Below are 25653 nucleotides of genomic sequence, written 5' to 3'. Positions count from 1 at the left end.
GCCGTTACGCCGCAAAAGCCAGCGCACGCGCCGGATCTATGGAGAGCCAGATCGAACTGCCAAGCTCGGCCGTCTGCGGCGCATGAAAGACGAGCTCCAGACCTTCCGCCGTGCGCGCTGTTCCAACGAATTCGCGCCCGCGATATTCAATGGTTTCGACGACAGCCTCTACCGTTTTGTCAGACTTTTCGCCGGCAATGACGTCATCGGCCCGGGCCGCTATAACGGCGCTATCGCCAACTTTCAAATTATTCCGTGCAGTCCCCGTCAACATGGCTTTGCCAACGGCGACGCTGGTGCGATCACCATGCGTGCCGACGACCTTGCCGGTCAGGCGGTTGCGGTAGCCCATGAATTCGGCGACGTCCAAATGGTCGGGTCGTTCGTAAAGATCGCTTGGAGCGCCCACCTGACGAATTTCACCATCGCGCAGCACCACAACGCGATCCGCCAAAGACAAGGCCTCGTCCTGATCATGGGTGACGTAGACAGTGGTGGCACCGAGCTGGTTGTGGATGCGGCGAATTTCCGCGCGCATCTCAAGGCGCAACTTCGCATCAAGGTTGGATAGCGGCTCGTCCATCAATACCAGTGGCGGCTCGATGACAATCGCCCGTGCAATCGCAACGCGCTGCTGCTGGCCGCCCGACAATTGCCCCGGCAATTTATGGCCCTGTCCTTGCAGCCGGACGAGGTTCAGCGCTTCTTCGACACGTTTTTCCATCTCCCCCTTGGCAACCTTGCGCATCTTGAGGCCGAATCCGATGTTTTGGCGCACCGTCATGTGGGGAAACAGCGCATAATTCTGGAAAACCATGCCGAAGCCGCGATCCTCCGGTTTCAGCGTATCAATGCGTTTGTCGTCGATAAAAATGCCCCCACCCGTCGTCGATAATAGTCCGGCAATGCAGTTGAGCGCCGTCGACTTGCCGCAACCGGACGGCCCGAGCAGTGCGATGAATTCGCCCTTGCGGATCGATAGCGATACATCTTTCAATGCATTGTGCGATCCAAAAGCGCGGCTCATCCGATCAAGCCGGATCTCACTGAATGGCGATGACGCAAGCAGCATCGGGTACCCTTATAAACAGACATCATCCGGATGGCCTCCGGATGATGTGATGATCGGTAATTTCAGGACTTCTTGCCCGCGACTTCTTCATCCCAACGACGGAATGCAACGACCATCGAAGATGGCTCCAGCGGAATTTCGACGGGATTATTGGCAATCCAATCTGCGTATTCCTTACGGCCGAACTCGGCGATCGCATCCTGGCTTTCTTGCGGAGCCATGGTGATCGGCACATCCTTCACAGCCGGACCCGGATAGAAATAGCCCTGATCATAGGTGAAGGCCTGCTGCTCGGGCGTTAGCAGGAAGCTCATCATATCGAGAAGGACCGCAAGCTTGTCGTCTGCAATACCTTTCGGAACGCACATGTAGTGCGCATCGGCGACCCAGTGGAAACCTTTGAGAGTCGCGACTGCGGCTTCTTTCGGGACCACACCAAGCACGCGGGGATTGATATCCCAACCGGTGGTAGAGACAGTCATGTCGCGCGTGCCTTCACCGAGTTCCTTCATCAGAGCGCCAGTGCCGGTCGGATAGTACTCGATATATTTATGCAGTTCCTTGAGGTAGGTCCAAGTTTTGTCCCAGCCTTTTACCGGATCACGCGGATCAGTGTCGCCGAGGAGGTAAGGCAGGCCCATCAAGAACGTGCGGCCGGGGCCGGAATTTGCCGGGCGCGCGTAGAGAAACTTGTTGGGGTTTTCCTTGGCCCAAGCCAGAAGCTCTTCTGCTGTGGTCGGTACCTTTTTGACGCGGTCGGGCATGTATTCGAGCAGCGGGCCGGATGGGTAATAGGTGACTACCACACCGACATCCTTGCCGAGCGCCAGCATACGATGCGCAGGTTCAAGATAGATTGCCGCTAGATCTGGCAGAGAGGCGGAGTGATCCGGCAAAAGCTTGACCCACAGGTCCTGAGCGATACCTGCAGAGAGGGCATCTGTACCTGTCAGAACGAGATCGATATCCAGCCTGTTTGCCGCCTGCTGAGCTTTGATCTTGCCCGGAAGTTCCGGAGCTGGCGCCTTGGTGAAGGTGATCTTCGATACAAGTTCCGGCTTGGCCTTGGCGTAATTCTCGATGGCTGTCTGCGTCAGCGCCAGATTGCCCGCTACGTCGGCGATATTCAGTGCTACGGGTGAGGTTGGCAGTGCCAGCTTGGACTGAGCGAATAGTCGCGTTGCCGGCAGCGTGGCGACTGCTGCCAGACCGCCAATGGCTTGTCTGCGTGTTATGCGGATCATGGTTTCCTCCCTGTTGGCTCAACGCCCCGTTTTCAGGCATGGCCGGGGTTCCCAGTATCCGGCCGCAGTCGAGATTTGATATATTAATCTATCAGATTGAGATAGCAAGGGCTTTCGCCTTGAACTTTAGGCCAACACTGATACGGCGGCACCGTTATTCAGGAGACTCTCCAACCTACGCGCTACCGTTTCGCGAAATTTTTGGCTTTTCGGGAGATCCGCGCCAAAAATCTCCTCCATGCCAAGAAATGCATCCAGAAGGTCCCCGGCCTTTGTCTTTCCTGTCGTGCGCTGCTTGAATTGGTCGACGAGCGGATCTCGCACATCGATCGGTTGGCCTTTTTCGTCAACTCCCGTAGCGTAGCGCATCCAGCCGGCGACACCGAGAGCGAGATAGTCGAAAGGCTTCTTCTGTTCCAAACGCTTTCGGATCGTGTTCAACAAGCGTTGCGGCAATTTCTGCGAGCCGTCCATGGCGATCTGCCACGTGCGATGGCGCAGCGCCGGGTTGCGAAAGCGTTCGCGCAGCTGAGCTTTGTAGGCGTCCAGGTCAAATCCTGGGAGCGGCGGAAGCGTCGACGCAATCTCGTCGTCCATCATAGTTTCAATGAATGCGCTGAAGCCTTCGGCCTTCATCACATCGGCAACTGTCTCGTGACCGGCGAGATAACCGAGATAAGCCAGGGTTGAGTGGCTGCCATTCAAGAGCCGGAGTTTCATCAGTTCAAACGCATCGACGTTGTCGACGAATGTTGCGCCGAAGTCCTCCCATGCCGGACGGCCGGAAGGAAAATGATCCTCCACCACCCACTGCGTGAAAGGCTCTGTCATGATTGGCCATGCATCGAATAGTCCCGTACCCCGGGCCGTCATGGTGCGATCAGCATCGGTCGTAGCCGGGACAATCCGGTCAACCATGGTCGAAGGAAAGGCGATGTTTTCGCCAATATGTCGCCCAAGCGCAGCGTCGCGCAGTTCGGCAAAGCGTGTAACCACACGCTTGAGCGTTTCGCCATTGGAAGGAAGGTTATCGCAGGACAACAGCGTGAAAGGCGCAGTACCATTGGCGCGGCGCCGGGCCAGTGCTTCTACGATAAAACCAATAGCCGAGCGCGGTGCATGAGGATGAGCAAGGTCGTGGACGATATCGGCGTGAGATTCATCGAGCGAGGCGGTGGCGGGCGAATAGCAATACCCCTTTTCCGTCACGGTCAAGGAAACGATCCTGACGTCGGGATCTGTCATTGCAGCGAGTACTGATTCCGGATTTTCGGGTGCGACCAGAACTTTTGCGACGCTGCCAATCACACAGAAGCTATCGCCGGCGCCATCGCGGGATGCGACCGTATAAAGTCCGTCCTGCGGTTCGATTGCCTCTCTCGTATCGCCGCTGCGTAACGAAACACCCAGTATGCCCCAGCGATTGTCGCCAGTGGCGAGTACGCTGTCCGTATAGACGGCCTGATGTGCTCTGTGGAATGCACCGATACCGAGATGCACGATACCAATCCGAACCTGGGTTCGATCGTAGCCGGGTTGCTTCACATTCGATGCCAGTTGATGCAGCGTCGAGTCGGAGAGGCGGAGCATTTCAGTCATTCTGTGCCTGCAATTGTGGTTTCTATTTCAAAGCTTGTAAGTTTGTTTCGCCAAGCGGTAGGCAAGATCATGCGCGATTTCCACCGCCTCGTCCTCCTCCAACCTGTGATCGGCAACGAGCCGGGCCAGATACGCGCAGTCGACACGACGCGCCATGTCATGGCGCGCGGGTATGGACATATAGGCGCGCGTATCGTCGTTAAAGCCGACCGTATTATAGAAACCGGCAGTCTCGGTGGTCAGTTCACGGAAGCGGCGCATACCTTCCGGACTATCATGGAACCACCATGCAGGACCAAGGCGCAAAGCTGGATAATGGCCCGCGAGGGGAGCGAGTTCCCGGCTGTAGCTGGTTTCATCGAGGGTGAAGAGGATGAGCGTCAGCCGAGGATCGTTGCCAAACGCGTCAAGCAGAGGTTTCAGTTCCTCGACATAGCCGGTAGGGCGCGGAATATCCGCTCCTTTGTCCGTTCCAAACCGTTCGAACAGAGCGGGATTGTGATTTCGGTAAGAGCCTGGATGAACCTGCATGACCAGGCCGTCCTCGATGCTCATTCGCGCCATTTCCGTCAGCATCTGCGCGCGGAAGAGGTCGGCGTCTTCAGGCGAAGCGCCTTTCAGCACGCGTTCGAACAATGCTGACGCCGCGGAGACAGAAAGATCAGCGGTACGCGCGTTCGGATGCCCGTGATCGCTGGACGTGGCGCCACGCCGTTTGAAATAGGCACGGCGCACCCGATGCGCTTCGAGATACCCTTGATAGTCGAGTTCGGTGTCCGCAAGTGCAACAAAATCCTCTACGTTGGCGAGAAAGTCCGCACGCGATGCATCTACGACGGCATCGGGGCGGTAGGCAGGAACGACGCGGCCGTCCCAGCCGGATTTCAAGATAGCATCATGCGCCGCAAGTTGATCCGTCGCCGCATCGGTCGTCGAGATGACTTCGATGCCAAACTGTTTGTAGAGCGCTCGCGGACGCGTGGATGGTTCCGTCAGGCGCTCGGCAATCCGATCATAAAGTGCATCTGCATTCTTCTCGCCAAGCCGCTCCTCAATGCCGAAAACCGTTTCCAGTGCATGCTCGAACCACAGGCGGGAGGGTGTGCCCCTAAACAGATAGAAGTGCTTCGCAAACAGCCGCCATATCTTGCGGCCGTCAGCCTCCACGGGGCCTCCATCCTGACGCGGCACGCCGAGATCTTCAAGCCTCACACCCTGAGAGTAGAGCATGCGAAAAATATAATGATCTGGCTTGACGAACAGGCTCGCCGGGTCTGGAAACGCCTCGTCATTGGCATACCAAAGCGGATCAGTGTGACCATGTGGTGAGATGATCGGCAACCTCTCGACCGCAGTGAACAGACGGCGGGCAATCCCTCGTGCATCGGGCTCGATCGGGAAAAGTCGGTCAGGATGAAGTGCCATTATGCGTCCTTGCTACCATCATCGCGTGCCTTGCACCGACCTGGATGCGAAGCCGCTAATGTCACGTTTAGGATGGCAGGATACGCCATTTGTGAACATTGATGATCTTGGCGAACTGTAAATAATAATATATTAGTATGTCAACTGGAACTGAATGCACTTGATATCATCGCATAAGGCCGGTCTTGGACTATGAATTGAAATGGAATTCCATCATTCAATAGATCGGATGATCCGTGAATATGGAAATGGAGCACTGCAATGACAGCAGAGAACCAGGGAGACAAAGGCTTAGCCATTGCAACGCCGTCCGAGGTGCGAACTTCAGGTGTCAATCGCGGTGCGCGCGCGACAAGCCCCGGACCCCGCGGGGCACCGGCCGGGCGGATGACCACTGCCACCGCAATTTACCGCGAGCTGCACGCAGCCATCGTAGCGATGGAGATGACACCGGGAACTGCCCTCAACGAGAAGGTCCTGACCGAACGCTTTGGCGTCAGTCGCACGCCGGTGCGCGAAGCGTTGATCCGCTTGGTTGAAGACGGTCTTGTCGATGTCTTTCCGCAATCGGGAACATTTGTCGCCCGCATTCCTGTTGCCCTGATCCCCGAGGCTGTGGTGATCCGCCAGGCGCTTGAGGGAGCAACCGTGGAGCGTGCGGCGGCCGTCGCAACGGCCAAGGATGTCGAATGGCTCGATGAAATCCTTGCCCGCCAGCGCTTTTTTGCCGATCGTCAGAACACGAGCGCGTTTCACGAGGCCGACGAGGCTTTCCACGAAGCGATTGCCGGAATTTCCGGCCATCCGGGCATCTGGCACTATCTCAAGCCGGTGAAGGTGCAGATCGATCGGGCACGGCGCATGACGTTGCCGGGTTTGGGCCGCATGGAGCATGTCCTTTCCGAGCATCAGATCATTCGCAATGCCATAGAAGCCCATGACGTGCCAGCCGCCTGTGCGGCGATGAAACAGCATCTGAATGCCGTCATCCCCGATATTGAAACCTTGAGAAAGAGCCACCCCGGATCATTTGTTTGACTAGGATCGGCGATATAATTTGACGGAGGAATGAATGCGTCAGGCATGGCGATGGTTCGGCCCAAGAGCCGGTGTCTCACTCGATAACGTACGGCAGGCGGGCGCGACCGATATCGTTTCAGCGCTCCACGAAGTGCCCATCGGTGAAGCGTGGACCATAGCGCAGGTGCACGCGCGCAAATCATTGATCGAATCGACACCTGCCGGGCGGACGCCGCTGAGCTGGTCGGTCGTCGAGAGCATTCCGATTCCTGATGCGGTGAAGCGCCTCGGTGGCGCTGCCAAGCACGAGATAGCCGCCTGGATCGCTAGCATGGAAGCACTCGCGGCCAACGACATCAAGGTCGTCTGCTACAACTTCATGCCCGTGGTCGACTGGTGCCGCACCGACCTCGACTATGTCACGCCGACCGGTTCGACGGCCATGCGCTTCGACCACAACGTCTTCGCTGTGTTCGATTTGCACATCCTCCAGCGACAGGGTGCCGAAAACGAATATTCAAAGGCTGACCGCGAGATTGCCAGCGACCTTTATAAAGCTATGGATTCGCAGGAAATCGCTGATCTTGCGCGCAATATCGCCAGCGCGCTCCCCGGCTCAACCACAGAACCGCTGACCATACCGGCGTTCCGCGACAAGCTCGAAACCTATTCCGGCATCGATGCGAACCGGCTGCGTCAGCATCTGATTGAATTCCTGGAGGCTGTGACGCCGGTTGCCGAAGAACTCGGCGTGAAGCTGACCCTGCATCCGGATGATCCGCCCCGTTCGCTCTTCGGCCTGCCGCGTATTGCTTCGACTGAAGCAGACTATGCGGCGCTGTTCAATGCAGTACCCTCGCCTGCAAATGGCATGTGCCTCTGTACAGGCAGTCTTGGTGTGCGAGCTGACAATGATCTGCCCAAGATCGCCAGGCGCTTTGCCGCGCGCATCCACTTCACCCACCTGCGGGCGACGACCCGTGAGGGTGATGGGCGCAGCTTCCACGAAGCGGCTCACCTTGAAGGCGACGTAGATATGGTGGCGGTGTTGCGCGAGCTTCTCGCCGAAGACCACAAGCGCGACAAGGCAAACAGTATCATTTTCCGCTCCGATCATGGGCACCGCATGCTCGACGATCTGAACAAGGACGTGACACCCGGTTATCCGGCAATTGGCCGCCTGCGCGGCCTTGCCGAACTGCGCGGCATCATCCACGCTTTGGATGCCTCCGCGCTGGCATAATCCGAACTAAATTTTGAGTTTTTAAAGCCCTGGTTTTCACAAGCCGGGGCTTTTCTACATCTAAAGGTTTACCGATTTTTGCAACGCACCAACCAACTCGTAGTTATCGTCCAATAATTCTATTGGAATCCATCACACAATGGCCTTATTTGGCACCGTTTGCAGTCATACCGCATTTAACTGCAAGCATCTGTCATCACTTTTTGAGTCATATTAAGACAAGTTTTTTTAGTAACTTAGATCATATTTCGGATTGGTCTCGACAAAGTTTCGGAAACGGGTCACCTCAAGGCCACATTTCTCCAAAATAGAAGGACCTACTCGCTCACGCCACGATCTACTTGCCCGGGGGTCAATCTCTACGCGTGTGTCTTCAGTCCGGCTGTTCTGTGCCGCGGGCTACCTTAAAGTGTGAATTTCACATGGTCTCTTTCGCAAGTATCCGCACGGTACTTATTTCATCCATCCTTTTTCTGATGTTGGGTGCTGCATCCGCCAGTGCCGGTTCGGCCTGTGGCGGTGCTTCCTGGTACGCCCTTCATTCTAGAACCGCTTCCGGTGAACGGATGAATCCCTCCGCTCTCACCGCAGCTCATCGCACCTTGCCGCTCGGTTCCCGAGTCAAGGTAACGAACCAGCGCAATGGCAAAACCGTCGTGGTGCGCATCAACGATCGGGGCCCGTTTGTCAGGGGCCGCATGCTCGATCTCTCCAAAGGCGCGGCTAGCCGCCTTGGCTTTATCGGCGCTGGCCACACCAATATCTGCATGGCCCGCTTGTAACCCTCGCAGGATGTTGATGTCGTCTCGGCATTGACCTTGACCATTGAACGTGACATCGCCATGTGAACACTCCTAATCCTGTCGGGGGACGTTCCATGGCACTCAAAGTCGCGGTCCAGATGGACCATATCAAATCGATCCGGATCGCTGGCGATACAACCTTTGCGCTTTGCCTCGAGGCGCAAAGGCGCGGCCATATACTCTACCACTATACCCCGGACCGGCTCAGCATGCGCGATGGCGTGGTTTCTGCGCGCGTGGAAGAACTCAGTGTCCGCGATATCGAAGGCGACTATTATACGCTTGGAGAACAGGTTTCGCGCGATCTGTCGGAAATGGATGTGGTGCTTCTACGCCAGGACCCGCCCTTTGATATGAACTACATTACGACCACGCACATGCTGGAGCGGATCCATCCGAAGACGCTTGTCGTCAACGATCCTGCTTGGGTGCGCAACAGCCCTGAGAAGATTTTCGTCACCGAGTTTCCCGATCTAATGCCGGAAACGCTGATCACCAAGGATCCATTGGAAATCGCGGCATTCCGCAAGGAATTCGGCGATATCATTCTGAAACCGCTTTATGGCAATGGCGGCGCAGGTGTGTTTCACCTCGCCGATGGCGACCGCAACTTGACGTCATTACTGGAAATGTTCGGCCAGATGTTCCGCGAACCATTCATTGCACAGCGTTATTTGAAAGATGTGCGCTCGGGTGACAAACGTATCATCCTGATCGATGGCGAGCCTGTCGGCGCGATCAACCGAGTGCCATCTGAAACCGATTCGCGTTCCAACATGCATGTGGGCGGCCGTGCCGAGAAGACCGAACTCACGGATCGTGAACGCGAAATCTGCGCGCGTATTGGACCGTCCTTGCGCGAGCGCGGTTTCATTCTGGTGGGTATTGACGTGATCGGCGACTATATGACCGAGATCAATGTCACTTCTCCGACGGGCGTTCGCGAGGTCAAGCGTTTCGGCGGTGCAGATATTGCGGCGCTGTTTTGGGATGCGGTGGAAGCCAAACGCCAGTAATTCTCATCCCTCCGATCTGTTCTCTTATTGTTCTTGTCATGCGGATTGAAGTGTGCTGATGTACGTTCATTGGCATTCTTCATTTTCAAACGTCTGCATTTTCAAGAAAGATTTTATGGTTACCCGCGTTCGTACGGTTGCCTTCCAAGGTATCGAAGCTCAGCCTGTCGATGTGCAGGTGATGATTGCCCCCGGCAAAATGGGAATGCATATCGTCGGTCTTCCGGACAAGGCAGTCGCCGAAAGCCGGGAGCGGGTCCAGGCGGCACTACATGCCTCCGGGCTTTCAATGCCCGTCAAGAAGGTGACGGTGAATCTCGCGCCTGCCGATTTGCCCAAGGAAGGAAGCCATTACGATCTGCCGATCGCCGTGGGGTTGATGGCGGGGCTTGGCGCTATGCCTGCCGACGCACTTCAGAACTATGTGGTGCTGGGTGAACTGTCACTTGATGGAACCATCACCCATGTCGCGGGCGTGCTGCCCGCAGCAATTGCTGCCAACCGGCAAGAGAAGGGGCTGATATGCCCGGCATCCTGTGGCCCGGAAGCCGCATGGGCCGGCTCCGACATCGATATTCTTGCGCCGCGCAGTTTGATCCAGCTTGCCAATCATTTTCGCGGTACACAGGTCCTGTCACGTCCTGAGCCCGTCATGCAGACGAGCGCGATGGGACTGCCAGATCTTGCAGATATAAGGGGCCAGGAAAGTGCGCGGCGCGCGCTGGAGGTCGCGGCAGCGGGTGGGCACAACCTCTTGATGATGGGCCCGCCAGGATCCGGCAAATCCATGCTGGCGCAGCGTCTGCCCTCCATCCTTCCGCCATTGCTGCCGCGTGAGTTGCTCGATGTCTCGATGATCGCCTCGATCGCCGGCGAACTCATGGGCGGCAAGTTGACGGACAGACGACCATTTCGCGCGCCGCATCACTCGGCATCCATGGCCGCTATGGTTGGGGGCGGCATTCGAGCAAGGCCGGGGGAAGTCTCGCTGGCCCATCGCGGCGTATTGTTTCTCGACGAGTTTCCAGAGTTTACGCCGCAGGTTCTGGATTCATTGCGCCAGCCACTGGAGACTGGCGAATGCATGATCGCGCGCGCCAATCACCGTATCTCGTATCCGGCGCAGATCCAGCTTGTTGCGGCTATGAACCCGTGCCGCTGCGGCATGGCGGGGGAACCCGGCCATCAATGTGCGAGGGGGCCACGGTGCCGGCAGGATTACCAGGCAAGGATTTCTGGGCCTCTTCTGGACCGTATCGATATCAGGATTGACGTCCCGTCCGTGAGTGCTACCGATCTCATACGCCCGCACTCTTCGGAAAGCAGCGCATCCGTCGCTGAACGGGTCGCGCGAGCGCGGACAATCCAAAAAAGGCGTTATGAGGAATTGGGTTTTCCAACCATCACCACAAATTCTCAGTGCTCCGTTGCGCTTATCGAACAGGTGGCACAACCGGATGGACCCGGTGTTTCCTTGCTGCAGCAGGCGAGCGAGCAAATGCGCTTCTCCGCCCGCGCCTATCATCGCGTGCTGAAAGTTGCGCGGACCCTTGCAGACCTTGACGGACACGAAATCGTTGGGCGCATTCATCTTGCCGAAGCTATCTCGTACCGGATGGGGGCGGATTCGATGTCGGCAGCCTAAGCAGAGCTACCTCACGACGATTCTGTCAACATTGCACAAAGAAACTGCCAGACCTTCCCGATCTGGCAGTTTTCGAAATAGCTTGAGGTCGACTTCGCTCGATTATTGGACCGAACCAACCAGAATATTGGTGGGAGCCTCAATGCTGACCCAGCGACCCGAATTGTTGGTCGCCTGACGTTTAAGGTAGGTATATGGGGTTTCTGACCAGTTCTTTACGCCGTCAACAAGGTTATCAAGGACGAAGTCGCCCTTGTCAGTGCGCACGGTCAGCACAGCGTGACCTTCACCATCGGGCTTGCGCACTACGGTAATCAATAGATTTGCCGGAGAAATGCCCGACTGCATCAGGTCGCGTCGCTTCAAAAGGACATAATCCTCGCAATCGCCAACCTTGTCGGGATAGGCCCAATATTCTTCCACGCCGTAGATTTCCATATCGGTCAATGGCTTGATTTTGTGGTTGTCATTGCTGTTGACGTTGACGATCAATTGCCAGAAATCGTGGTTCATCTTTTCGGGCATGACGTTCCGGCTGCGGATAGAGCATTCTTCCGGGAGTCTCTTGCAGAATTCATAGTGGCCGATTGGCTGTGATGTCAGACCGCCAGTGGTCATGAATGCTTCGGAGGCAAAAGCGACGTTTGCGCCAAGCGTACCCGCGAAGAGCGCCATGGCGACTATGGTCTTTACAACCCCTGCTACCCCGAACATGCTTTACTCCAGACCGATCTGCTATCGTTAACAAAACGTTAATGGCGGGAGGGGACACGAGTCAATCACAATGGCGCCACGATCCAGCCATTGTTAATATATGGTTAAAATTTGAAATTTCGCATTCCCCCAATATTCATGAGGGCTCCAGCGATGCGTCAGAAACTGCGCCGGCTACTCGAAATTCGGGCGGGCACAACATTCTGGCCACTCGGAAACATACGATAACCTGTTGATTTCAAATGGTTTATTGTTGAACGAGAGGCACCGCGATCAGCAAGACTACCAAATCGCTTTGATACGGCTCGGCGTTTCACCAATACATCCGACGGATTAGATATCAGGCGCGCTTTGCGATCGGCGTCACGTTGGTCTTGCGGTTCATTTGTGCGTGATCATTAACGAACTGAACAATGCGGGGCGCAATCTCTGCACGAAACCGCGAGCCATTGAATACGCCGTAATGGCCTACCTTCGGTTGCAGGTAATGCATACGCATCTCGTCCGGAATATTGACGCACAGTGTCTGGGCAGCCTTGGTCTGACCGACGCCGGAGATATCGTCGTTCTCCCCTTCGACTGTGAGAAGCGCAACGTTGCGAATAGCAGACGGATCGACCGGGAGGCCCCGGTGAGTCATTTCACCTTTCGGCAATGCCTGGCGAACGAATACTGTATCCACAGTCTGCAGATAGAACTCCGCGGTCAAATCCATAACGGCAAGGTATTCATCATAGAATTCACGATGCTTGTCAGCGGAATCGCCGTCTTCGTGCACCAGATGCATGAAGAATTCCTTGTGGGCAGTGATGTGGCGGTCGAGATTCATGCTCATGAAGCCGGACAACTGCAGGAACCCCGGATAGACATCACGCATGAACCCGCCATGCGGCCATGGAACCGACATGATCACGTTATCGCGGAACCAGTTGATCCCCTTTTCTTCGGCCAGCTTGTTGACGGCAGTCGGATTCTTGCGGGTGTCGATCGGCCCGCCCATCAGCGTCATGCTGGAAGGTGCGAATCCATCACCATTGGTCTCCATGATGGAGACGGCGGCAAGCACCGGAACGGATGGCTGACAGACGGCCACGACATGGGTATCTTCGCCCAATGCATGAAGCATTTCAATAACATAGTCGATATAATCATCGAGGTCGAACTTACCATCGCTAAGCGGGACGCTGCGGGCATCGACCCAATCGGTGATGTAGACCTCGGCATGCGGCAGCAACGCTTCCACCGTGCCACGAAGCAGAGTTGCATAGTGACCCGACATCGGTGCCACCACAAGAATCTTCGGGTCGGCAGGACGTTTGGCATTCAAGGCGCGCTTGAAATGGATGACGTTACAGAACGGTTTCGACCAGACGATTTTTTCTTTTATGTCTGTTTCGACACCGTCAACGATCGTTGTCGGCAAGCCGAAGGAAGGTTTGCCGTAGCATCGCGTCGTGCGCTCGAACAACTCGCACATCGCAGTAACCGAGCGCCCGACGACGGTTTGAGACAATGGATTCAAGGGGTTATCGTAGAATAGCTTGGTGGCGTCGGCGAGTGCGCGGTAGGGTTGGAGTGCGGCATGGTTCAGTTCATAGAGCTGATAAAACATCCAATTTCCGATCGATCAACGCAACGTCAGTTCCAAGAATCTCTCCCTTAAATATGAAAGATTTCTTGACTGGTCAGTGACCGTAGCGGGTTTCCCCAATATTGCAATGCAACAATGGGATAAGGTCGGGTATAGATGTTCACAACTTCACGCGTTGGAAACCACGGTCCGCCAGCGATCAAGCGCCTTCGACGACCAGCATCTCTCCATCGGCAACAGTAATGCGAATTGCCTTAGCTGCTTGATATTCCTGAGAATTATAGCAATCGACAGCCGCTTTCACGGAAGGAAATTCAATGACAACGTTGCGGCCGCGAGCCTGACCTTCAAGCACATGGTACTGGCCGCCACGAGCCAGAAAATTGGCACCGTATTTTTCAAAAGCCGGCTTGGCTGTGGAAATATAGTCCTTGTAGCGTTCCGAATCCCTGACATCGATCCGTGCGATCCAATATCCTTTGGCCATTTCCTCTACCTTCCACAATCAAATTACACCAGCAGGTTGATATTCTTGCTCCAGTTCTGGGTGTTCTTGCGCCAGAATCAACAATTCTTGTCCCAATTTCGGGCGAAGTTCCGCAAATCTTCACCTCATTCCAGCACTGACGCCAGCCATTTCCGCAAGAATAGCTGCTGCGGCCGCTTTCCGGTCTGAAGCGCCGACGATCGGCCGGCCGACCACCAGATGACTTGCACCGGACCGCAGCGCATCGGCGGGCGTCATCACTCGTTTCTGATCGCCCACGTCGGCACCGGCCGGACGGATTCCGGGTGTGACAATGGCTAGTTCCGGTCCGACGATCTTGCGGACGGCGGCAGCTTCCGTTGCCGCGCAGACAATCCCGCCCATCCCCGCCTGAAGCGCTTGCTCGGCGCGGATGAGGACCAGCGTATGGGGATCATGCTCGTAGCCTGCATCGGCCAGGTCCTGCTCGTCCATTGAAGTCAGCACCGTTACACCGAGAAGGCAAAGGTCCGATCCCTTGGCTGCCTCGACTGCCGCCCTCATCGCCTTGGGGTAGGCGTGCAGCGTGAGCATGGAGACGCCCATCCTGACGATGTTCTCGACACCCTTCGCGACGGTATTGTCGATGTCGAGAAGTTTCATATCGAGGAAGACTTTTTTGCCTGAGCTGACAAGTTCGCTGGCAAAGCCAAGCCCGCCGGCAAATGCCAGCTGGTAGCCGATCTTGTAAAACGACACCGTATCGCCAAGTTCGCTGACCGCCTGTTCAGCCGCCTTCAATGTCGGCACATCAAGTCCGACGATCAGGCGCTCGCGCAAGGCCGCATCCGTCATTACAAATCACCCTTTTTGTTGATCGAACCTCAATCGCACAGATCAACCGGATAGGAAATATGCTAGCGACGAGAAATGGCGAATCTCGTGTGGTCAATCAAGGATTGGCACGCGCGTTGCATCGCTTTGGCAGTCCGCTCATCCTTGAACGAACCATCTTCGGCGAACGCATCCTGGGCGCGCGGCACCGAGCATTGTTCCGTAATGATCTGGGTGCCAACATTCATCAGCACGGCACGCAGATGGTATAGACAGCGTATGCCTGCGAAATTGCCGTTCGAGGACGAGCACAGCGCCACGACCTTTCCCGCATAGGGCTTGAGCGGCTTGTCGCCGTCCTTCGAGATGCGGCTGACCCAATCGATGGTATTCTTAACCAGCGGCGGGATCGACGAGTTATATTCGGGCGATGCGATCAAAATGGCGTCATGCGCCGCGAACAGCCGGCCAAGTTTCATGGCATTTTCGGGAATGCCCTTTTCCTCTTCGAGATCCTCATCCATGAGGGGCAGCGGATAGTCGATCAGCGCAATCCGTGTGACATCGGCGCCAAGTTCCACCAACGTTCTGACCGCAACATTTGCAACCTGGCCACTAAAAGCGCCCGTACGGTTCGAGCCCGCGAAAACAAGAATTTTCGGCAGCATTGAGTTCCCTCTGAGGAATTTACCAGACGACGGGAAGACTATAGGGGGTCAATCGACCCGGCGGTAGACCCACAAACGCGCCGGCGGCACATTACGGATAATGAAATCGAGATGTTCGATCTTGTAATTACCACGCCCGGCCGGAACCGGCGACATCGGCCCATAGGTGATCTGCACAATCGGCCGGCCATGCGGAATGCGGCGCAGCAAATCTTCGATGATCTTGACGCGGTCGCCGACGGGGAAATTCAAAAGCGGTACGGCAGAAACGACCGAATCGAACTTCTGCTCGCGCTTGTCGCCGAGGGTCACGTCCAGATTGAAAGCATCGCCCTCGATGATATTCACGCCGGGAAAATCCTCGCGCAAATGCTGGGCAAAATCCGATGAATATTCGACGCTGTAGAGCTTGGTCGGAGCAACGCCGCGATCGAGAATTGCGCGGGTGATAACGCCTGTGCCCGGCCCCAGCTCAAGCACGGGAAGACCTGAGTGCGGGTTGACGACGCTGGCCATCCGGCGGGCTGTTATGGAGCTTGTCGGCAGGATCGAGCCCACAGCCTTGGGGCCATGCATCCATCCCTTGAAGAACCGGATTTCCTCGCCGAACTTTTCGGCCAGTTTCTTTCCCAAGGGTCGTGACATCCCGCTTATCCTCCGTCGCAGTTAGACAAGTTTATGACGCAACCCATGGCGGAAGCAAGACCGGCACCCGGAAAAGTTCCAATAAAATTATTCGCTTAGGCCCTCGAAGAACTCTTTCATGCGCGCAAAGAAGCCCGACGATTGCGGGCTGTTGTCCTGCGACGAGATGCGGTCGAACTCTTCCAGCAACTCACGCTGACGCTTGTTGAGGTTTTGCGGCGTCTCGATTGCGATCTGAATATAGAGGTCACCCATGGCGGGCTGGCGCAGCACCGGCATGCCTTTGCCCTTCAGGCGGAATTGCTTGGCGTTCTGCGTACCGTCCGGAATCTTGACACGCGTCTGCGTGCCATCGAGTGTCGCCACCTCGAATTGGCCGCCAAGTGCCGCAGTCGTCATCGAGATGGGCACTTTGCAATAAAGATCGGCACCATCGCGCTGGAAGAATTCATGGGGCTTCAATGAGAGGAAAATATAGAGATCGCCGGCGGGTCCGCCACGCAAGCCCGCTTCGCCCTCGCCCGTAAGCCGGATACGCGTGCCATCTTCGATGCCGGCCGGAATATTGACCGAAAGAGCACGCTCCTCCGTTATACGCCCCTGGCCACTGCATTTCGGGCAGGGATCCTTGATGATCTGGCCGCGGCCATGGCAGGTCGGGCAGGTGCGTTCGATGGAGAAGAAACCCTGCGCCGCCCGAACACGCCCGGATCCGCTACAGGTGCTGCAGGTGACCGGCTGCGTACCTGGCTTGGCGCCACTGCCCGAGCATTCGTCACAGGTGATCGAGGTCGGGACCCTGATCTGCGCCGTCTTGCCCGCATAGGCTTCTTCCAGCGTTATTTCCATATTGTAACGCAGGTCCGCACCGCGCTCGCGCCCGCCTGACCGGCGCTGGCGTCCACCGCCCATCATCTCGCCGAAAATGTCTTCGAAAATATCGGCAAAGCCACCGGCGCCACCAAACCCGCCGCCGCCATTCATCCCGCCGTTTTCGAAGGCGGCATGACCGAACCGGTCATAGGCAGCACGTTTCTGCGGGTCCTTCAGGGTTTCATAGGCCTCGCCGATTTCCTTGAAGCGGTGCTCGGCATCGGCGTCGCCCGGATTCTTGTCTGGGTGAAATTGCATTGCCAGTTTACGGAAAGCGCTCTTCAGCTCTTTCTCATCAGCGCTTTTCGCTACGCCGAGGGTTTCGTAATAGTCAGCCTTCATCCAGACACTCATTCCCAGAAATTCGCAAACGCTTCTTCAGAAGCACATTTAAAGGCGGTATTTAGGTGTTCGCGCCCGCGAATGCCATAGCCAACTTATATTGATTCGCCCGAAATGGCGCATATTTGCTGATTATTGCGTTTGTGTGGCAGGCACTCCACGAATCTGAGACGTATGTTTAGCTTGTTCAGTGCCAACCCTGGAACTCGTAATAGCGCCAATCGTCATCGGCGATCGAATTTTCCCAGTGCTTAAGGTCCTCCCAGCTTTTGTCGGCGATTGTCGAAGTGTCATAGTCGACATCCTCATCAAAAGATCGGGGCCCGCCGGTAAGCTTTGCTATCACTGCGCTTGTCAGGTCGGCAAATCGCAGTTGAAAGCTGTCGGAAGCTGCAAATCTGATCGACACTGTCTTTTTGAATTCCGATAGCCGGGCCAGATCTTCCGGGCTAAACCAATCGGCGTCTTCGGGGTCAAAATCCTCGACGTAGAGTTCGAATCCGCTCACCAGATCCTTGTCTTTCAGGATGTCAAGCTTCGGGTTGGACAAGCGGAACTTGAAAGGGAGAAATCCCGAATGTTTGGAGAAACTGAAGCCTGGGTAAATCTCGCAGGTCATTTCAAATTTGTTAAGTTCACTGATCATATCAGGAATTATATCGTCCGATATCTCATTCAGATGTACCCAGTACTCCATGCTCATATGTGGTCCTTTCAAATGTTTAAAGCTATTTGGATCGTTCACAAAAAGATCACGTCACGAAATTCGATCACGCTGTAATTACTTATGTTCTTATTATGTTCCATCTCAAGAAAATATCAATTATCCAAAAGTCCTATAGCGGACCTGCACACAAACAAAAAAAGCCCGGCACGATGGCCGGGCTTTTCATTAGAACGCAGTGAAGTCAGTTAAGCGGACTTCTTCTTGCCGTCTTCGTCGATTTCTTCGAAATCGGCATCCACGACGTCGTCATCCGCCTTGGCGGTTGCATCGGCTTCGCCACCTTCGGCGGAAGCGGCCTCGGCAGCCTGCGAGGCTTCATACATGGCCTGACCAAGCTTCATCGAAACTTCTGCAAGCGTCTGGGTCTTTGCCTTGATCACCTCGGCATCGTCGCCTTCGACCGCCGTCTTCAATTCGGCCAGAGCCGTCTCGATGGATGCCTTGTCCTCGGCCGATACCTTGTCGCCATAGTCCTTGAGCGACTTCTCGGTCGAATGGACCAAAGCTTCAGCCTGGTTCTTCGACTCGACAGCCTCGCGGCGCTTCTTGTCGCTTTCGGCGTTGGCCTCGGCGTCCTTGACCATCTTCTCGATGTCGGCGTCAGAGAGACCACCGGATGCCTGGATACGGATCTGGTGCTCCTTGCCCGTGCCCTTGTCCTTGGCCGAGACGTTGACGATACCATTGGCGTCGATGTCGAACGTCACCTCGATCTGCGGAACGCCGCGCGGTGCGGGCGGAATGCCGACGAGGTCGAACTGGCCGAGAGACTTGTTGTCGGCAGCCATTTCACGCTCGCCCTGGAAGACGCGGATCGTCACGGCGGACTGGCTGTCCTCGGCCGTGGAGAAGGTCTGCGACTTCTTGGTCGGGATCGTCGTGTTGCGCTCGATCAGACGGGTGAAGACACCGCCGAGTGTTTCGATGCCGAGTGAAAGCGGGGTAACGTCGAGCAGAAGAACGTCCTTGACGTCGCCCTGCAGAACGCCCGCCTGAATGGCAGCGCCCATCGCAACAACTTCATCAGGATTCACGCCCTTGTGCGGTTCCTTGCCGAAGAAGGCCTTCACGATTTCCTGGATCTTCGGCATGCGGGTCATGCCGCCGACGAGAACCACTTCATCGATCTCGCCAGCCTTGAGGCCGGCATCCTTGAGAGCCGACTTGCAAGGCTCGACTGTGCGCTGAACCAGATCATCGACCAGGCTCTCGAACTTGGCACGCGACAATTTCATCGTCAGGTGCTTCGGACCGGTAGCATCGGCGGTGATGAAGGGCAGGTTGATTTCCGTCTGCTGCGCGGACGAGAGCTCGATCTTGGCCTTTTCGGCAGCTTCCTTGAGGCGCTGCAGAGCGAGCTTGTCGTTCTTCAGGTCGATGCCCTGTTCCTTCTTGAACTCGGCTGCGAAATATTCGACCAGACGCATGTCGAAATCTTCACCGCCAAGGAACGTATCGCCATTGGTGGATTTGACTTCAAAAACGCCGTCGCCGATCTCGAGGATCGAAACGTCGAAAGTACCGCCGCCAAGATCGTAGACGGCAATGGTCTTGCCTTCCTTCTTGTCGAGGCCATAGGCAAGGGCAGCCGCAGTCGGCTCGTTGATGATGCGCAGGACTTCAAGGCCAGCGATCTTGCCGGCATCCTTGGTGGCCTGACGCTGGGCATCGTTGAAGTATGCAGGAACAGTGATGACAGCCTTCTCGACCTTTTCGCCAAGATAGGCTTCCGCCGTTTCCTTCATCTTCTGCAGGATCATCGCCGAGATCTGCGATGGCGAATATTTCTTTTTGTGAACTTCTACCCATGCATCGCCATTGTCGCCTTTGACAATGTTGTAAGGAACAAGCTTCTTGTCCTTCTCGACGGTCGGGTCTTCATAACGCCGGCCAATGAGGCGCTTGACCGCAAAAACGGTCCCTTCCGGATTGGTGACAGCCTGGCGCTTGGCCGGCTGGCCAGCGAGGCGCTCATCGCTATCCGTAAAAGCGATGATCGAAGGCGTTGTGCGTGCACCTTCTGCATTTTCAATAACCTTCGCGTTTTTGCCATCCATGACAGCGACGCAGGAATTGGTGGTACCTAGATCAATACCGATAACTTTAGCCATTACTCTTCTCCATTCAGCAGGCTGCCGGGACCTCTGCCGAGCATTCCATACGGCAGCCTCTAGGGGTTTCACAGTCCAGAGCCGCCGGGATGGGCGGTTCTAGCGTGTTGAGGGCTATATAAGAAGCGGAAAATTACCATGCAAGTCGGAAGAGGCTGCATTTGCATGCTTAATCACCCTAAAAGACTCGGCAAAATGCTTTTTTCGCCCCATATATCGCCTATGACCGACAATGCGCTCCATCTCCCCTTGCCTGGACATCGCCGGAGCCGGCTTATCAACAGGCTGCATACCTGGCTGCTGCTGGCCGGAAGTCTACTCTTGCTCATCGTTTGCGCGTGGACCCTGGCGGGGCCAGCCGGCATCATATACGCCTTCGTGTTTGGCGGCATCAGCCTTTATGCCATCAGGCGCATAAGTCCTCAAATGGTGCTGACGATGTATAAGGCAAGGCCTGTGACGCGCGCCGAATTCCCGCAAGGACTGGCGATCGTCGAGGAGCTTGCGCGCCGCGCCAGCCTGCCAAAGCCGCCGAAACTACATGTCATACCCTCGCGCATGATGAACGCCTTTGCTGTGGGGCGAAGAGACAATTCTGTCGTCGCCGTTACCGATCAGCTCATTCGGGCACTGACAGCGCGCGAGCTCACTGGCGTTCTTGCGCACGAAATCAGCCATATTCATAACGAAGACCTCAAGGTGATGGCTCTGGCCGATACGGTCTCGCGCTTTACCTCGTTGATGTCCACGGTGGGCATCGTTTCCCTCCTGTTCAACATCACCTGGATGGCCAGCGGATCGGCGGCGCAAGTGCCGTGGCTCGGCGTGATCGTGCTGCTGTTTGCGCCGACCATCGGCGGATTGCTGCAGATGGCGCTGTCGCGCACTCGCGAATTCGACGCCGATCTCGGTGCAGCAATGCTGACCGGCGATCCCGATGGTCTCGCCAATGCGCTGACGAAACTGGAGAAGGCTCAAGGCAGGATCTGGGAAAACCTCATCCTTCCCGGCGGACGCATTCCCGATCCCTCGATTCTCCGCACGCACCCGCTGACCGAAGCTCGCGTGGCACGGCTTCATGCGTTAAAAGAAGCGTGCGATATGGCGGCTCGCGGCGATATCTTGACCGACCTGGAGCTGAAACCGGAAGACCATATCCGCACGCGCCCAAGATCTGTCCCGCAGATCGGTCAGCAGTATGGACGCTGGAACTCCAACAATCTGGAAATCCTGTCGCTGATCAACACCCAGGCCACGCACCCGATCGTGCAGGGCAGCGAAGCGGAATGCGAAGCATGCGCCCAGAGCCTTTATACGCCGGATGGCAAGCCGCGCGTGCATGTGGCGCGCGGCGGGGTATATTGGTAAGAGACTGTTTGTAAACTCTACGTTCCAATCGTCTCTATCGCCTTTCGGTCAAACCGTTTCCCAGTTGCCGCTCTCGCCTGCACGATAAACGGCGTCGATCAACTTTTGATTGAGGACGGAGTTTTCAAGGGTGAACACTTCGACATCCTCGCCCTGTGCGGCACGGGCAAAGGCTTCCACTTGAAGGCAATAATGGTCCACATTACCGAAATTATATTCGGTCGCAGTTCCATGGTTTGCGTCATGCAACGTGATCTTGGCGTGGTCGTATTTGCCGGTGTTGAACGGCGCGAGGACCTCGATATAGCCCTTGTCGCCATGGAACGCGATCGACTGGCGCGCGGCGAGCTGTGTTGCGACATAGAACGTCAATTCGAAATCCTCGAAGTCAGCACGGACGCTCGCATAGCGATCGGTACCGAAAGCCGGATCGCGCTCGATCGTCGCCATGGCGCGAACAGGTTCCTTGCCGGTCACGAAGCGCGTCGCCACTGTTGGATAGACACCGATATCGGGCAAGGCGCCGCCGCCCAGCGACAGCTGGTTGCGCATATTGGCCGCGTCCTTGTTGAAATAGGTGAACGCTGCCTGCACCTGGCGCAAGCGGCCAATGGCGCCTGTCGCTATCAGTTCGCGAACCTTCAACCATTGCGGATGATACGTCACCATGAAGGCTTCCGATATCAGCACCCCATTGGTGTCGCGGGCGCGCTGCAGCGCTGCGATCTCGCTGGCATGCAACGAGATCGGCTTTTCGCACAGGACGTGCTTGCCGGCCTCGGCGGCCTTCAGGCACCATTCCACATGCTGTGATGTCGGGAGCGGAATATAGACGCCGTCAATATCGTTCGAGGCCAGCATCGCTTCGTAGGAGCCGAAGGCGTGCGGCGCGCCGAACCGATCAGCCACGGCGCGGGCTTTCGAAAGGTCTCGGCTGGCGATGGCGGACACGACCGAATTCTCCGCATTGCATATGGCGGGAATAACCGCCGTTACCCCGATTTTTGCCGTCGACAGAATACCCCAGCGAAACATGATGACATCTCCTTTTCGTCGATATTCACGCCATGGCAGCCTGCAAATGGCATTTTTCTGCGCTCCGGCTCTCACGTACCAGGATGTACGCTGCGCTCCGGTGCTCGAAAACCACCGTTTTCGTCTCGCCCTGACATGAATCTCCACAACCCCTAGATCGTAAACTTGAAGAAATCAATGAAGGCACGCAGCGCCGGACGCATCTGCCGGCGGCTCGGGTAATACAGGTAGACGCCAGGAAACGGTGCGCACCAATCCTCAAGCACGCGGCGGAGTTTGCCTTGAGCTACGGCTTCCGGCGCCATATCTTGCAGCAGGAACGCAACGCCAGCACCGCCGAGGACCGCTTCGACCACAAGCCGGTCATCGCCAAGAACAAGCGGGCCGTTTACGTCGAGGACGATCTCCTCGCCATCCTTTTCGAATTCCCAGCGATAGACCTGACCACTGGAGAAACGGCGGCGGATGCAGAGATGATCGAGAAGATCGCGCGGGTGCCTCGGCACGGGACGGTTTACGAAATAGCCCGGCGTGGCAACGATGCTCGCCGTGATGGTGTCGCTCATGCGCACGGCAATCATGTCCGGCTCCAGGCTTTCACCAAGCCGCATGCCGGCATCGACGCCCGTCGCGACAATATCGTTGAACGGTTCCTCGACGCGCAGCTCCAGCGTCACGCCGGGATATATTTCGCTGAAAGCGGCCAGGCGCGGCGCAAGCAGCCAATGGGCGGCGAAGGGCGGAACGGTCAGGCGCAAATTGCCGGCGACGCGGTTGTTCGCCTCCTTGACCGCATCCAGTGCCAGATCGATCTCGCCAAGCGCCGGGCGAAGCCGTTTAAGTAGCAGCGCGCCCTCCTCGGTGACCGCAACGCTGCGCGTCGTCCTGGCGAGAAGCCTTACGCCCAAGCTTTGCTCGAGGCTGGATATGGCATGGCTGACGGCTGACGGCGCAATGCCGAGTTCCTTGGCCGCGCCACGAAAACCGCCACTCGCCGCGACCGTCGCAAAGATTGCCAATTGGGGAAGCCGGGAACGATCCATTGATCTATCATATAGAACAAGCTGTAAAAGGCTAAGCCAATTATCGAACACTGCTCCATGTTTTATCTTCCACCCATCACAAGTGAAGGAGATCAGTGATGGAAAAACGCAAACTCGGAACAGAACTCAGTGTCTCGGCAGTGGGCCTCGGCTGCATGGGCATGACCTTCGCCTATGGCGGGCAAGATGAAGCCGATGCAATCCGCACACTGCATCGCGCAGTGGATATCGGCGTCACCTTTTTCGATACGGCGGAAGTCTATGGGCCGTTCGACAATGAGATTCTCATCGGCAAGGCAATGAAGGGCCGTCGCGACAAGGTGGTGATAGCCACCAAATTCGGCTTCAAGATAGCCGACGAAGGCGAAGGCCTTTCGCGTATGGTCGGCGTCGATAGCCGGCCAGAACATCTGAAGGCTGTCGCGGAATCATCGCTTGGCCGCCTCGGCATCGAACAGATCGACCTATTCTACCAGCACCGCGTCGATCCGAACGTTCCGATCGAAGATACGGTCGGAGCCATGGCCGACCTCGTCAAACAGGGCAAGGTGAAAGCCCTTGGCCTCTCCGAAGCCAGTGCCGCCACAATCCGCCGTGCCCACAAGGTGCATCCTATTGCTGCAGTGCAGAGCGAATATTCGCTGTGGAGTCGCGAGCCGGAGAACGATGTTCTTGCCGTCTGCCGCGAACTTGGCATTGGCTTCGTGCCGTATAGCCCGCTTGGACGCGGCCTTCTCACCGGCACGATCAACAAGCCGGATGAGCTCGGCGCCGACGATTGGCGCAAGACCTTGCCGCGGTTCCAGGCCGAAAACATGGATGCCAATGCGTCCGTGATTGCCACACTCAAGGGACTGGCTGCGGACAAGGGCGTCACACCGGCACAGCTGGCGTTGGCCTGGGTGCTGCACCAGGGCGACTTCATCGTACCGATCCCCGGCGCCCGCAAGATCAAGCATCTCGAAGAGAATGCAGCTGCGGCTGATATTTCCCTGTCTGCCGCTGATCTCGCCAAGATTGGCGACGCGCTCTCGCCGACGCGGGTGGCAGGAAACCGTTACACGGAGGCGTCGCTTGCACTCGTGAATGGCTAATCGGACTTAAAATTACTGATAACAGAAGGGGCGGCCAAGGCTGCCCCTTTTTCCATGCCCTTGACAGCAGAATCGACGTGAGGCCTATTCCTGACAGTCGCTGACCACTTTTAAAAGTTCGCCGGCGGCTGTATATCGCGCAGTATCGATTTGTCTCAACAAGCCGCGCCATCCTCTATTTTGCCCTGGCGCCGAACCTGGAATACCATGGAAAAAGCAACGAAAAAGTCCCTTCGGCGTTGGTCTGTCGGATTGGTTCTTCTGGCAATCCTCGCTTATTTTGTCCCTTATCTGGTGATCTTTTATCTGATCTGCGGCCTTTACGATTTATCGCGCAACAAGAATTTGAACCTGCAGGTTGTCGAGCAATATTTCTTCGGCAATGGCATGTTCACCTGGGTCCTTTCGCCGCTCAACATCCTTCTCGACATCCTGTCGCTGCCCTACGTCAACAAGGGCGTTTACAAGTTGCAGGACCTTCCGGCCGCTTATCAAGCCGAGGTGAAGCGCCTGATCACGGCGACGCAGAAGGAAAACATCGTCGGGCAGCTGCAGGCACGCGCCGAACAGCAGGCGCGCAGCATGTTCTTTTTCAAATGGTACGGCAAAGATCAGCCGAGTTTCGCCAACGTGCCGTCCTTCTACGAGAAGTATAATTTCGTTAAGACGATCGGCGTCTCGGTCTTCAACAAGAAGAATTCGACCTCAAAGCATTTCGGTCCGATCCGGGCAACGATACGCGTGCTTTACAACATCAATGACATGAACGATCGCACGGCCTATATCTGGTGCGGCGATACGACGAGCTACTGGAAAGACGACAAGCTGTTTATCTTCGATGACACGCTGATGCACCAGTCCGTCAACCAGACCGACCAGACGCGCTATTGCCTGTTCGTCGACATCCTGCGCCCGTCCTATCTGCCGGGCCTGTTTGCCGCCGTCGTTTCGTTCATGGGCGTCATTCTCAAGGGCAGCAACTCGATCTTCTACAAGAACTGGAAAGTTATCCAGAAGTAGGGCTTCCGAGTTCGGAGGCCTGACCTCCTCCTTGCAGGGAGGGCAAGCGAAGCGC

Annotated in this window: 23 protein-coding genes; 8 read left to right on the top strand and 15 right to left on the bottom strand. The window is 56.4% G+C overall.

Annotated elements, in window-relative coordinates:
- Positions 1-4: 4 nt before the first annotated feature.
- From LB462_RS10575 to uxaC, 4 genes are all read right to left on the bottom strand, one after another.
- Positions 5-1072, bottom strand: a complete 1068-nt coding sequence (locus LB462_RS10575) for an ABC transporter ATP-binding protein (RefSeq protein WP_224507618.1) — start codon at positions 1070-1072, stop codon at positions 5-7.
- Between the two features lie 62 nt (positions 1073-1134).
- Positions 1135-2313, bottom strand: a complete 1179-nt coding sequence (locus tag LB462_RS10570; protein WP_224507732.1) for an ABC transporter substrate-binding protein — start codon at positions 2311-2313, stop codon at positions 1135-1137.
- 129 nt (positions 2314-2442) lie between these two features.
- The gene (locus LB462_RS10565; protein ID WP_224507616.1) at positions 2443-3915 is read right to left on the bottom strand and encodes a mannitol dehydrogenase family protein; all 1473 of its coding nucleotides are present in this window, start codon (positions 3913-3915) and stop codon (positions 2443-2445) included.
- 27 nt (positions 3916-3942) lie between these two features.
- A complete protein-coding gene (gene uxaC / locus LB462_RS10560; protein WP_224507614.1) occupies positions 3943-5340 on the bottom strand; it encodes a glucuronate isomerase in 1398 nt (465 codons plus the stop codon).
- A gap of 261 nt (positions 5341-5601) precedes the next feature.
- On the opposite strand from uxaC, the gene LB462_RS10555 reads away from it, so the two are divergent.
- The 5 genes from LB462_RS10555 to LB462_RS10535 all read left to right on the top strand — a co-directional run bounded on the left by LB462_RS10555 (position 5602) and on the right by LB462_RS10535 (position 11067).
- Complete coding sequence (locus LB462_RS10555; RefSeq protein WP_112524778.1) at positions 5602-6378, top strand: GntR family transcriptional regulator; 777 nt, start codon at positions 5602-5604, stop codon at positions 6376-6378.
- A 34-nt stretch (positions 6379-6412) separates the two neighbouring features.
- Positions 6413-7603 (top strand): mannonate dehydratase, encoded by a 1191-nt coding sequence (gene uxuA / locus LB462_RS10550; protein ID WP_224507612.1) that lies wholly within the window; start codon positions 6413-6415, stop codon positions 7601-7603.
- Positions 7604-8079: 476 nt separating this feature from the next.
- Positions 8080-8385, top strand: coding sequence for a septal ring lytic transglycosylase RlpA family protein (locus LB462_RS10545; protein ID WP_224507730.1), 306 nt, complete (start codon positions 8080-8082; stop codon positions 8383-8385).
- Between the two features lie 95 nt (positions 8386-8480).
- On the top strand, positions 8481-9422 hold the full coding sequence (gshB, locus tag LB462_RS10540; protein WP_224507610.1) for a glutathione synthase: 942 nt from the start codon (positions 8481-8483) through the stop codon (positions 9420-9422).
- A 115-nt stretch (positions 9423-9537) separates the two neighbouring features.
- Entirely contained in the window at positions 9538-11067 is a 1530-nt protein-coding gene (locus LB462_RS10535; protein WP_224507608.1) for a YifB family Mg chelatase-like AAA ATPase, read from the top strand.
- Positions 11068-11169: 102 nt separating this feature from the next.
- Here LB462_RS10535 and LB462_RS10530 read toward each other — a convergent pair whose 3' ends face one another.
- The 9 genes from LB462_RS10530 to dnaK form a co-directional block, all read right to left on the bottom strand.
- A complete protein-coding gene (locus LB462_RS10530; RefSeq protein WP_370637104.1) occupies positions 11170-11781 on the bottom strand; it encodes a transglutaminase-like cysteine peptidase in 612 nt (203 codons plus the stop codon).
- Between the two features lie 340 nt (positions 11782-12121).
- Positions 12122-13393, bottom strand: a complete 1272-nt coding sequence (locus LB462_RS10525) for a polyhydroxyalkanoate depolymerase (protein WP_224507606.1) — start codon at positions 13391-13393, stop codon at positions 12122-12124.
- Between the two features lie 178 nt (positions 13394-13571).
- Positions 13572-13859: a DUF1330 domain-containing protein gene (locus LB462_RS10520; protein WP_224507604.1), complete on the bottom strand. Its 288-nt coding sequence runs from the start codon at positions 13857-13859 to the stop codon at positions 13572-13574.
- A 120-nt stretch (positions 13860-13979) separates the two neighbouring features.
- On the bottom strand, positions 13980-14693 hold the full coding sequence (gene pyrF / locus LB462_RS10515) for an orotidine-5'-phosphate decarboxylase (protein WP_224507602.1): 714 nt from the start codon (positions 14691-14693) through the stop codon (positions 13980-13982).
- Between the two features lie 62 nt (positions 14694-14755).
- Positions 14756-15340: an NADPH-dependent FMN reductase gene (locus LB462_RS10510; protein WP_224507600.1), complete on the bottom strand. Its 585-nt coding sequence runs from the start codon at positions 15338-15340 to the stop codon at positions 14756-14758.
- Between the two features lie 48 nt (positions 15341-15388).
- Positions 15389-15985 (bottom strand): phospholipid N-methyltransferase PmtA, encoded by a 597-nt coding sequence (gene pmtA / locus LB462_RS10505; protein ID WP_112524803.1) that lies wholly within the window; start codon positions 15983-15985, stop codon positions 15389-15391.
- A gap of 87 nt (positions 15986-16072) precedes the next feature.
- A complete protein-coding gene (dnaJ, locus tag LB462_RS10500; protein ID WP_114429739.1) occupies positions 16073-17200 on the bottom strand; it encodes a molecular chaperone DnaJ in 1128 nt (375 codons plus the stop codon).
- Positions 17201-17387: 187 nt separating this feature from the next.
- Positions 17388-17903, bottom strand: coding sequence for a hypothetical protein (locus LB462_RS10495; RefSeq protein ID WP_224507598.1), 516 nt, complete (start codon positions 17901-17903; stop codon positions 17388-17390).
- 209 nt (positions 17904-18112) lie between these two features.
- On the bottom strand, positions 18113-20038 hold the full coding sequence (gene dnaK / locus LB462_RS10490; protein WP_114429737.1) for a molecular chaperone DnaK: 1926 nt from the start codon (positions 20036-20038) through the stop codon (positions 18113-18115).
- Positions 20039-20233: 195 nt separating this feature from the next.
- Between dnaK and LB462_RS10485 the strand changes: the two genes are divergently transcribed.
- On the top strand, positions 20234-21406 hold the full coding sequence (locus tag LB462_RS10485; protein ID WP_224507596.1) for a zinc metalloprotease HtpX: 1173 nt from the start codon (positions 20234-20236) through the stop codon (positions 21404-21406).
- Between the two features lie 48 nt (positions 21407-21454).
- Here the strand turns inward: LB462_RS10485 and LB462_RS10480 are convergent, their stop codons facing one another.
- Together LB462_RS10480 and LB462_RS10475 are read right to left on the bottom strand one after the other, a co-directional pair.
- On the bottom strand, positions 21455-22441 hold the full coding sequence (locus tag LB462_RS10480) for a Gfo/Idh/MocA family protein (protein WP_224507594.1): 987 nt from the start codon (positions 22439-22441) through the stop codon (positions 21455-21457).
- 152 nt (positions 22442-22593) lie between these two features.
- A complete protein-coding gene (locus tag LB462_RS10475; RefSeq protein WP_224507592.1) occupies positions 22594-23484 on the bottom strand; it encodes a LysR family transcriptional regulator in 891 nt (296 codons plus the stop codon).
- Positions 23485-23582: 98 nt separating this feature from the next.
- Between LB462_RS10475 and LB462_RS10470 the strand changes: the two genes are divergently transcribed.
- A complete protein-coding gene (locus tag LB462_RS10470; protein WP_224507591.1) occupies positions 23583-24578 on the top strand; it encodes an aldo/keto reductase in 996 nt (331 codons plus the stop codon).
- Positions 24579-24785: 207 nt separating this feature from the next.
- Complete coding sequence (locus tag LB462_RS10465; protein WP_224507589.1) at positions 24786-25598, top strand: aspartyl/asparaginyl beta-hydroxylase domain-containing protein; 813 nt, start codon at positions 24786-24788, stop codon at positions 25596-25598.
- Positions 25599-25653: the final 55 nt, after the last annotated feature.

Source organism: Phyllobacterium chamaecytisi (assembly GCF_020164455.1).
Taxonomy (GTDB): domain Bacteria; phylum Pseudomonadota; class Alphaproteobacteria; order Rhizobiales; family Rhizobiaceae; genus Phyllobacterium; species Phyllobacterium chamaecytisi.
Note: the sequence above shows the minus strand (reverse complement) of the source record. Positions and strands in the feature narration are given on the sequence as shown.

Excerpts from the sequence above, each read along its gene's own strand:
- LB462_RS10465 (WP_224507589.1), top strand. The coding sequence starts at position 24,786 with ATGGAAAAAGCAACGAAAAAGTCCCTTCGGCGTTGGTCTGTCGGATTG.
- dnaK (WP_114429737.1), bottom strand. The coding sequence starts at position 20,038 with ATGGCTAAAGTTATCGGTATTGATCTAGGTACCACCAATTCCTGCGTC.
- pmtA (WP_112524803.1), bottom strand. The coding sequence starts at position 15,985 with ATGTCACGACCCTTGGGAAAGAAACTGGCCGAAAAGTTCGGCGAGGAA.
- LB462_RS10495 (WP_224507598.1), bottom strand. The coding sequence starts at position 17,903 with ATGAGCATGGAGTACTGGGTACATCTGAATGAGATATCGGACGATATA.
- LB462_RS10510 (WP_224507600.1), bottom strand. The coding sequence starts at position 15,340 with ATGCTGCCGAAAATTCTTGTTTTCGCGGGCTCGAACCGTACGGGCGCT.
- LB462_RS10545 (WP_224507730.1), top strand. The coding sequence starts at position 8,080 with ATGTTGGGTGCTGCATCCGCCAGTGCCGGTTCGGCCTGTGGCGGTGCT.
- LB462_RS10535 (WP_224507608.1), top strand. The coding sequence starts at position 9,538 with ATGGTTACCCGCGTTCGTACGGTTGCCTTCCAAGGTATCGAAGCTCAG.
- LB462_RS10565 (WP_224507616.1), bottom strand. The coding sequence starts at position 3,915 with ATGACTGAAATGCTCCGCCTCTCCGACTCGACGCTGCATCAACTGGCA.
- LB462_RS10485 (WP_224507596.1), top strand. The coding sequence starts at position 20,234 with ATGCTTTTTTCGCCCCATATATCGCCTATGACCGACAATGCGCTCCAT.
- uxaC (WP_224507614.1), bottom strand. The coding sequence starts at position 5,340 with ATGGCACTTCATCCTGACCGACTTTTCCCGATCGAGCCCGATGCACGA.
- uxuA (WP_224507612.1), top strand. The coding sequence starts at position 6,413 with ATGCGTCAGGCATGGCGATGGTTCGGCCCAAGAGCCGGTGTCTCACTC.
- LB462_RS10575 (WP_224507618.1), bottom strand. The coding sequence starts at position 1,072 with ATGCTGCTTGCGTCATCGCCATTCAGTGAGATCCGGCTTGATCGGATG.
- LB462_RS10525 (WP_224507606.1), bottom strand. The coding sequence starts at position 13,393 with ATGTTTTATCAGCTCTATGAACTGAACCATGCCGCACTCCAACCCTAC.
- LB462_RS10520 (WP_224507604.1), bottom strand. The coding sequence starts at position 13,859 with ATGGCCAAAGGATATTGGATCGCACGGATCGATGTCAGGGATTCGGAA.
- gshB (WP_224507610.1), top strand. The coding sequence starts at position 8,481 with ATGGCACTCAAAGTCGCGGTCCAGATGGACCATATCAAATCGATCCGG.
- LB462_RS10475 (WP_224507592.1), bottom strand. The coding sequence starts at position 23,484 with ATGGATCGTTCCCGGCTTCCCCAATTGGCAATCTTTGCGACGGTCGCG.
- LB462_RS10480 (WP_224507594.1), bottom strand. The coding sequence starts at position 22,441 with ATGTTTCGCTGGGGTATTCTGTCGACGGCAAAAATCGGGGTAACGGCG.
- dnaJ (WP_114429739.1), bottom strand. The coding sequence starts at position 17,200 with ATGAAGGCTGACTATTACGAAACCCTCGGCGTAGCGAAAAGCGCTGAT.
- pyrF (WP_224507602.1), bottom strand. The coding sequence starts at position 14,693 with ATGACGGATGCGGCCTTGCGCGAGCGCCTGATCGTCGGACTTGATGTG.
- LB462_RS10470 (WP_224507591.1), top strand. The coding sequence starts at position 23,583 with ATGGAAAAACGCAAACTCGGAACAGAACTCAGTGTCTCGGCAGTGGGC.
- LB462_RS10530 (WP_370637104.1), bottom strand. The coding sequence starts at position 11,781 with ATGTTCGGGGTAGCAGGGGTTGTAAAGACCATAGTCGCCATGGCGCTC.
- LB462_RS10555 (WP_112524778.1), top strand. The coding sequence starts at position 5,602 with ATGACAGCAGAGAACCAGGGAGACAAAGGCTTAGCCATTGCAACGCCG.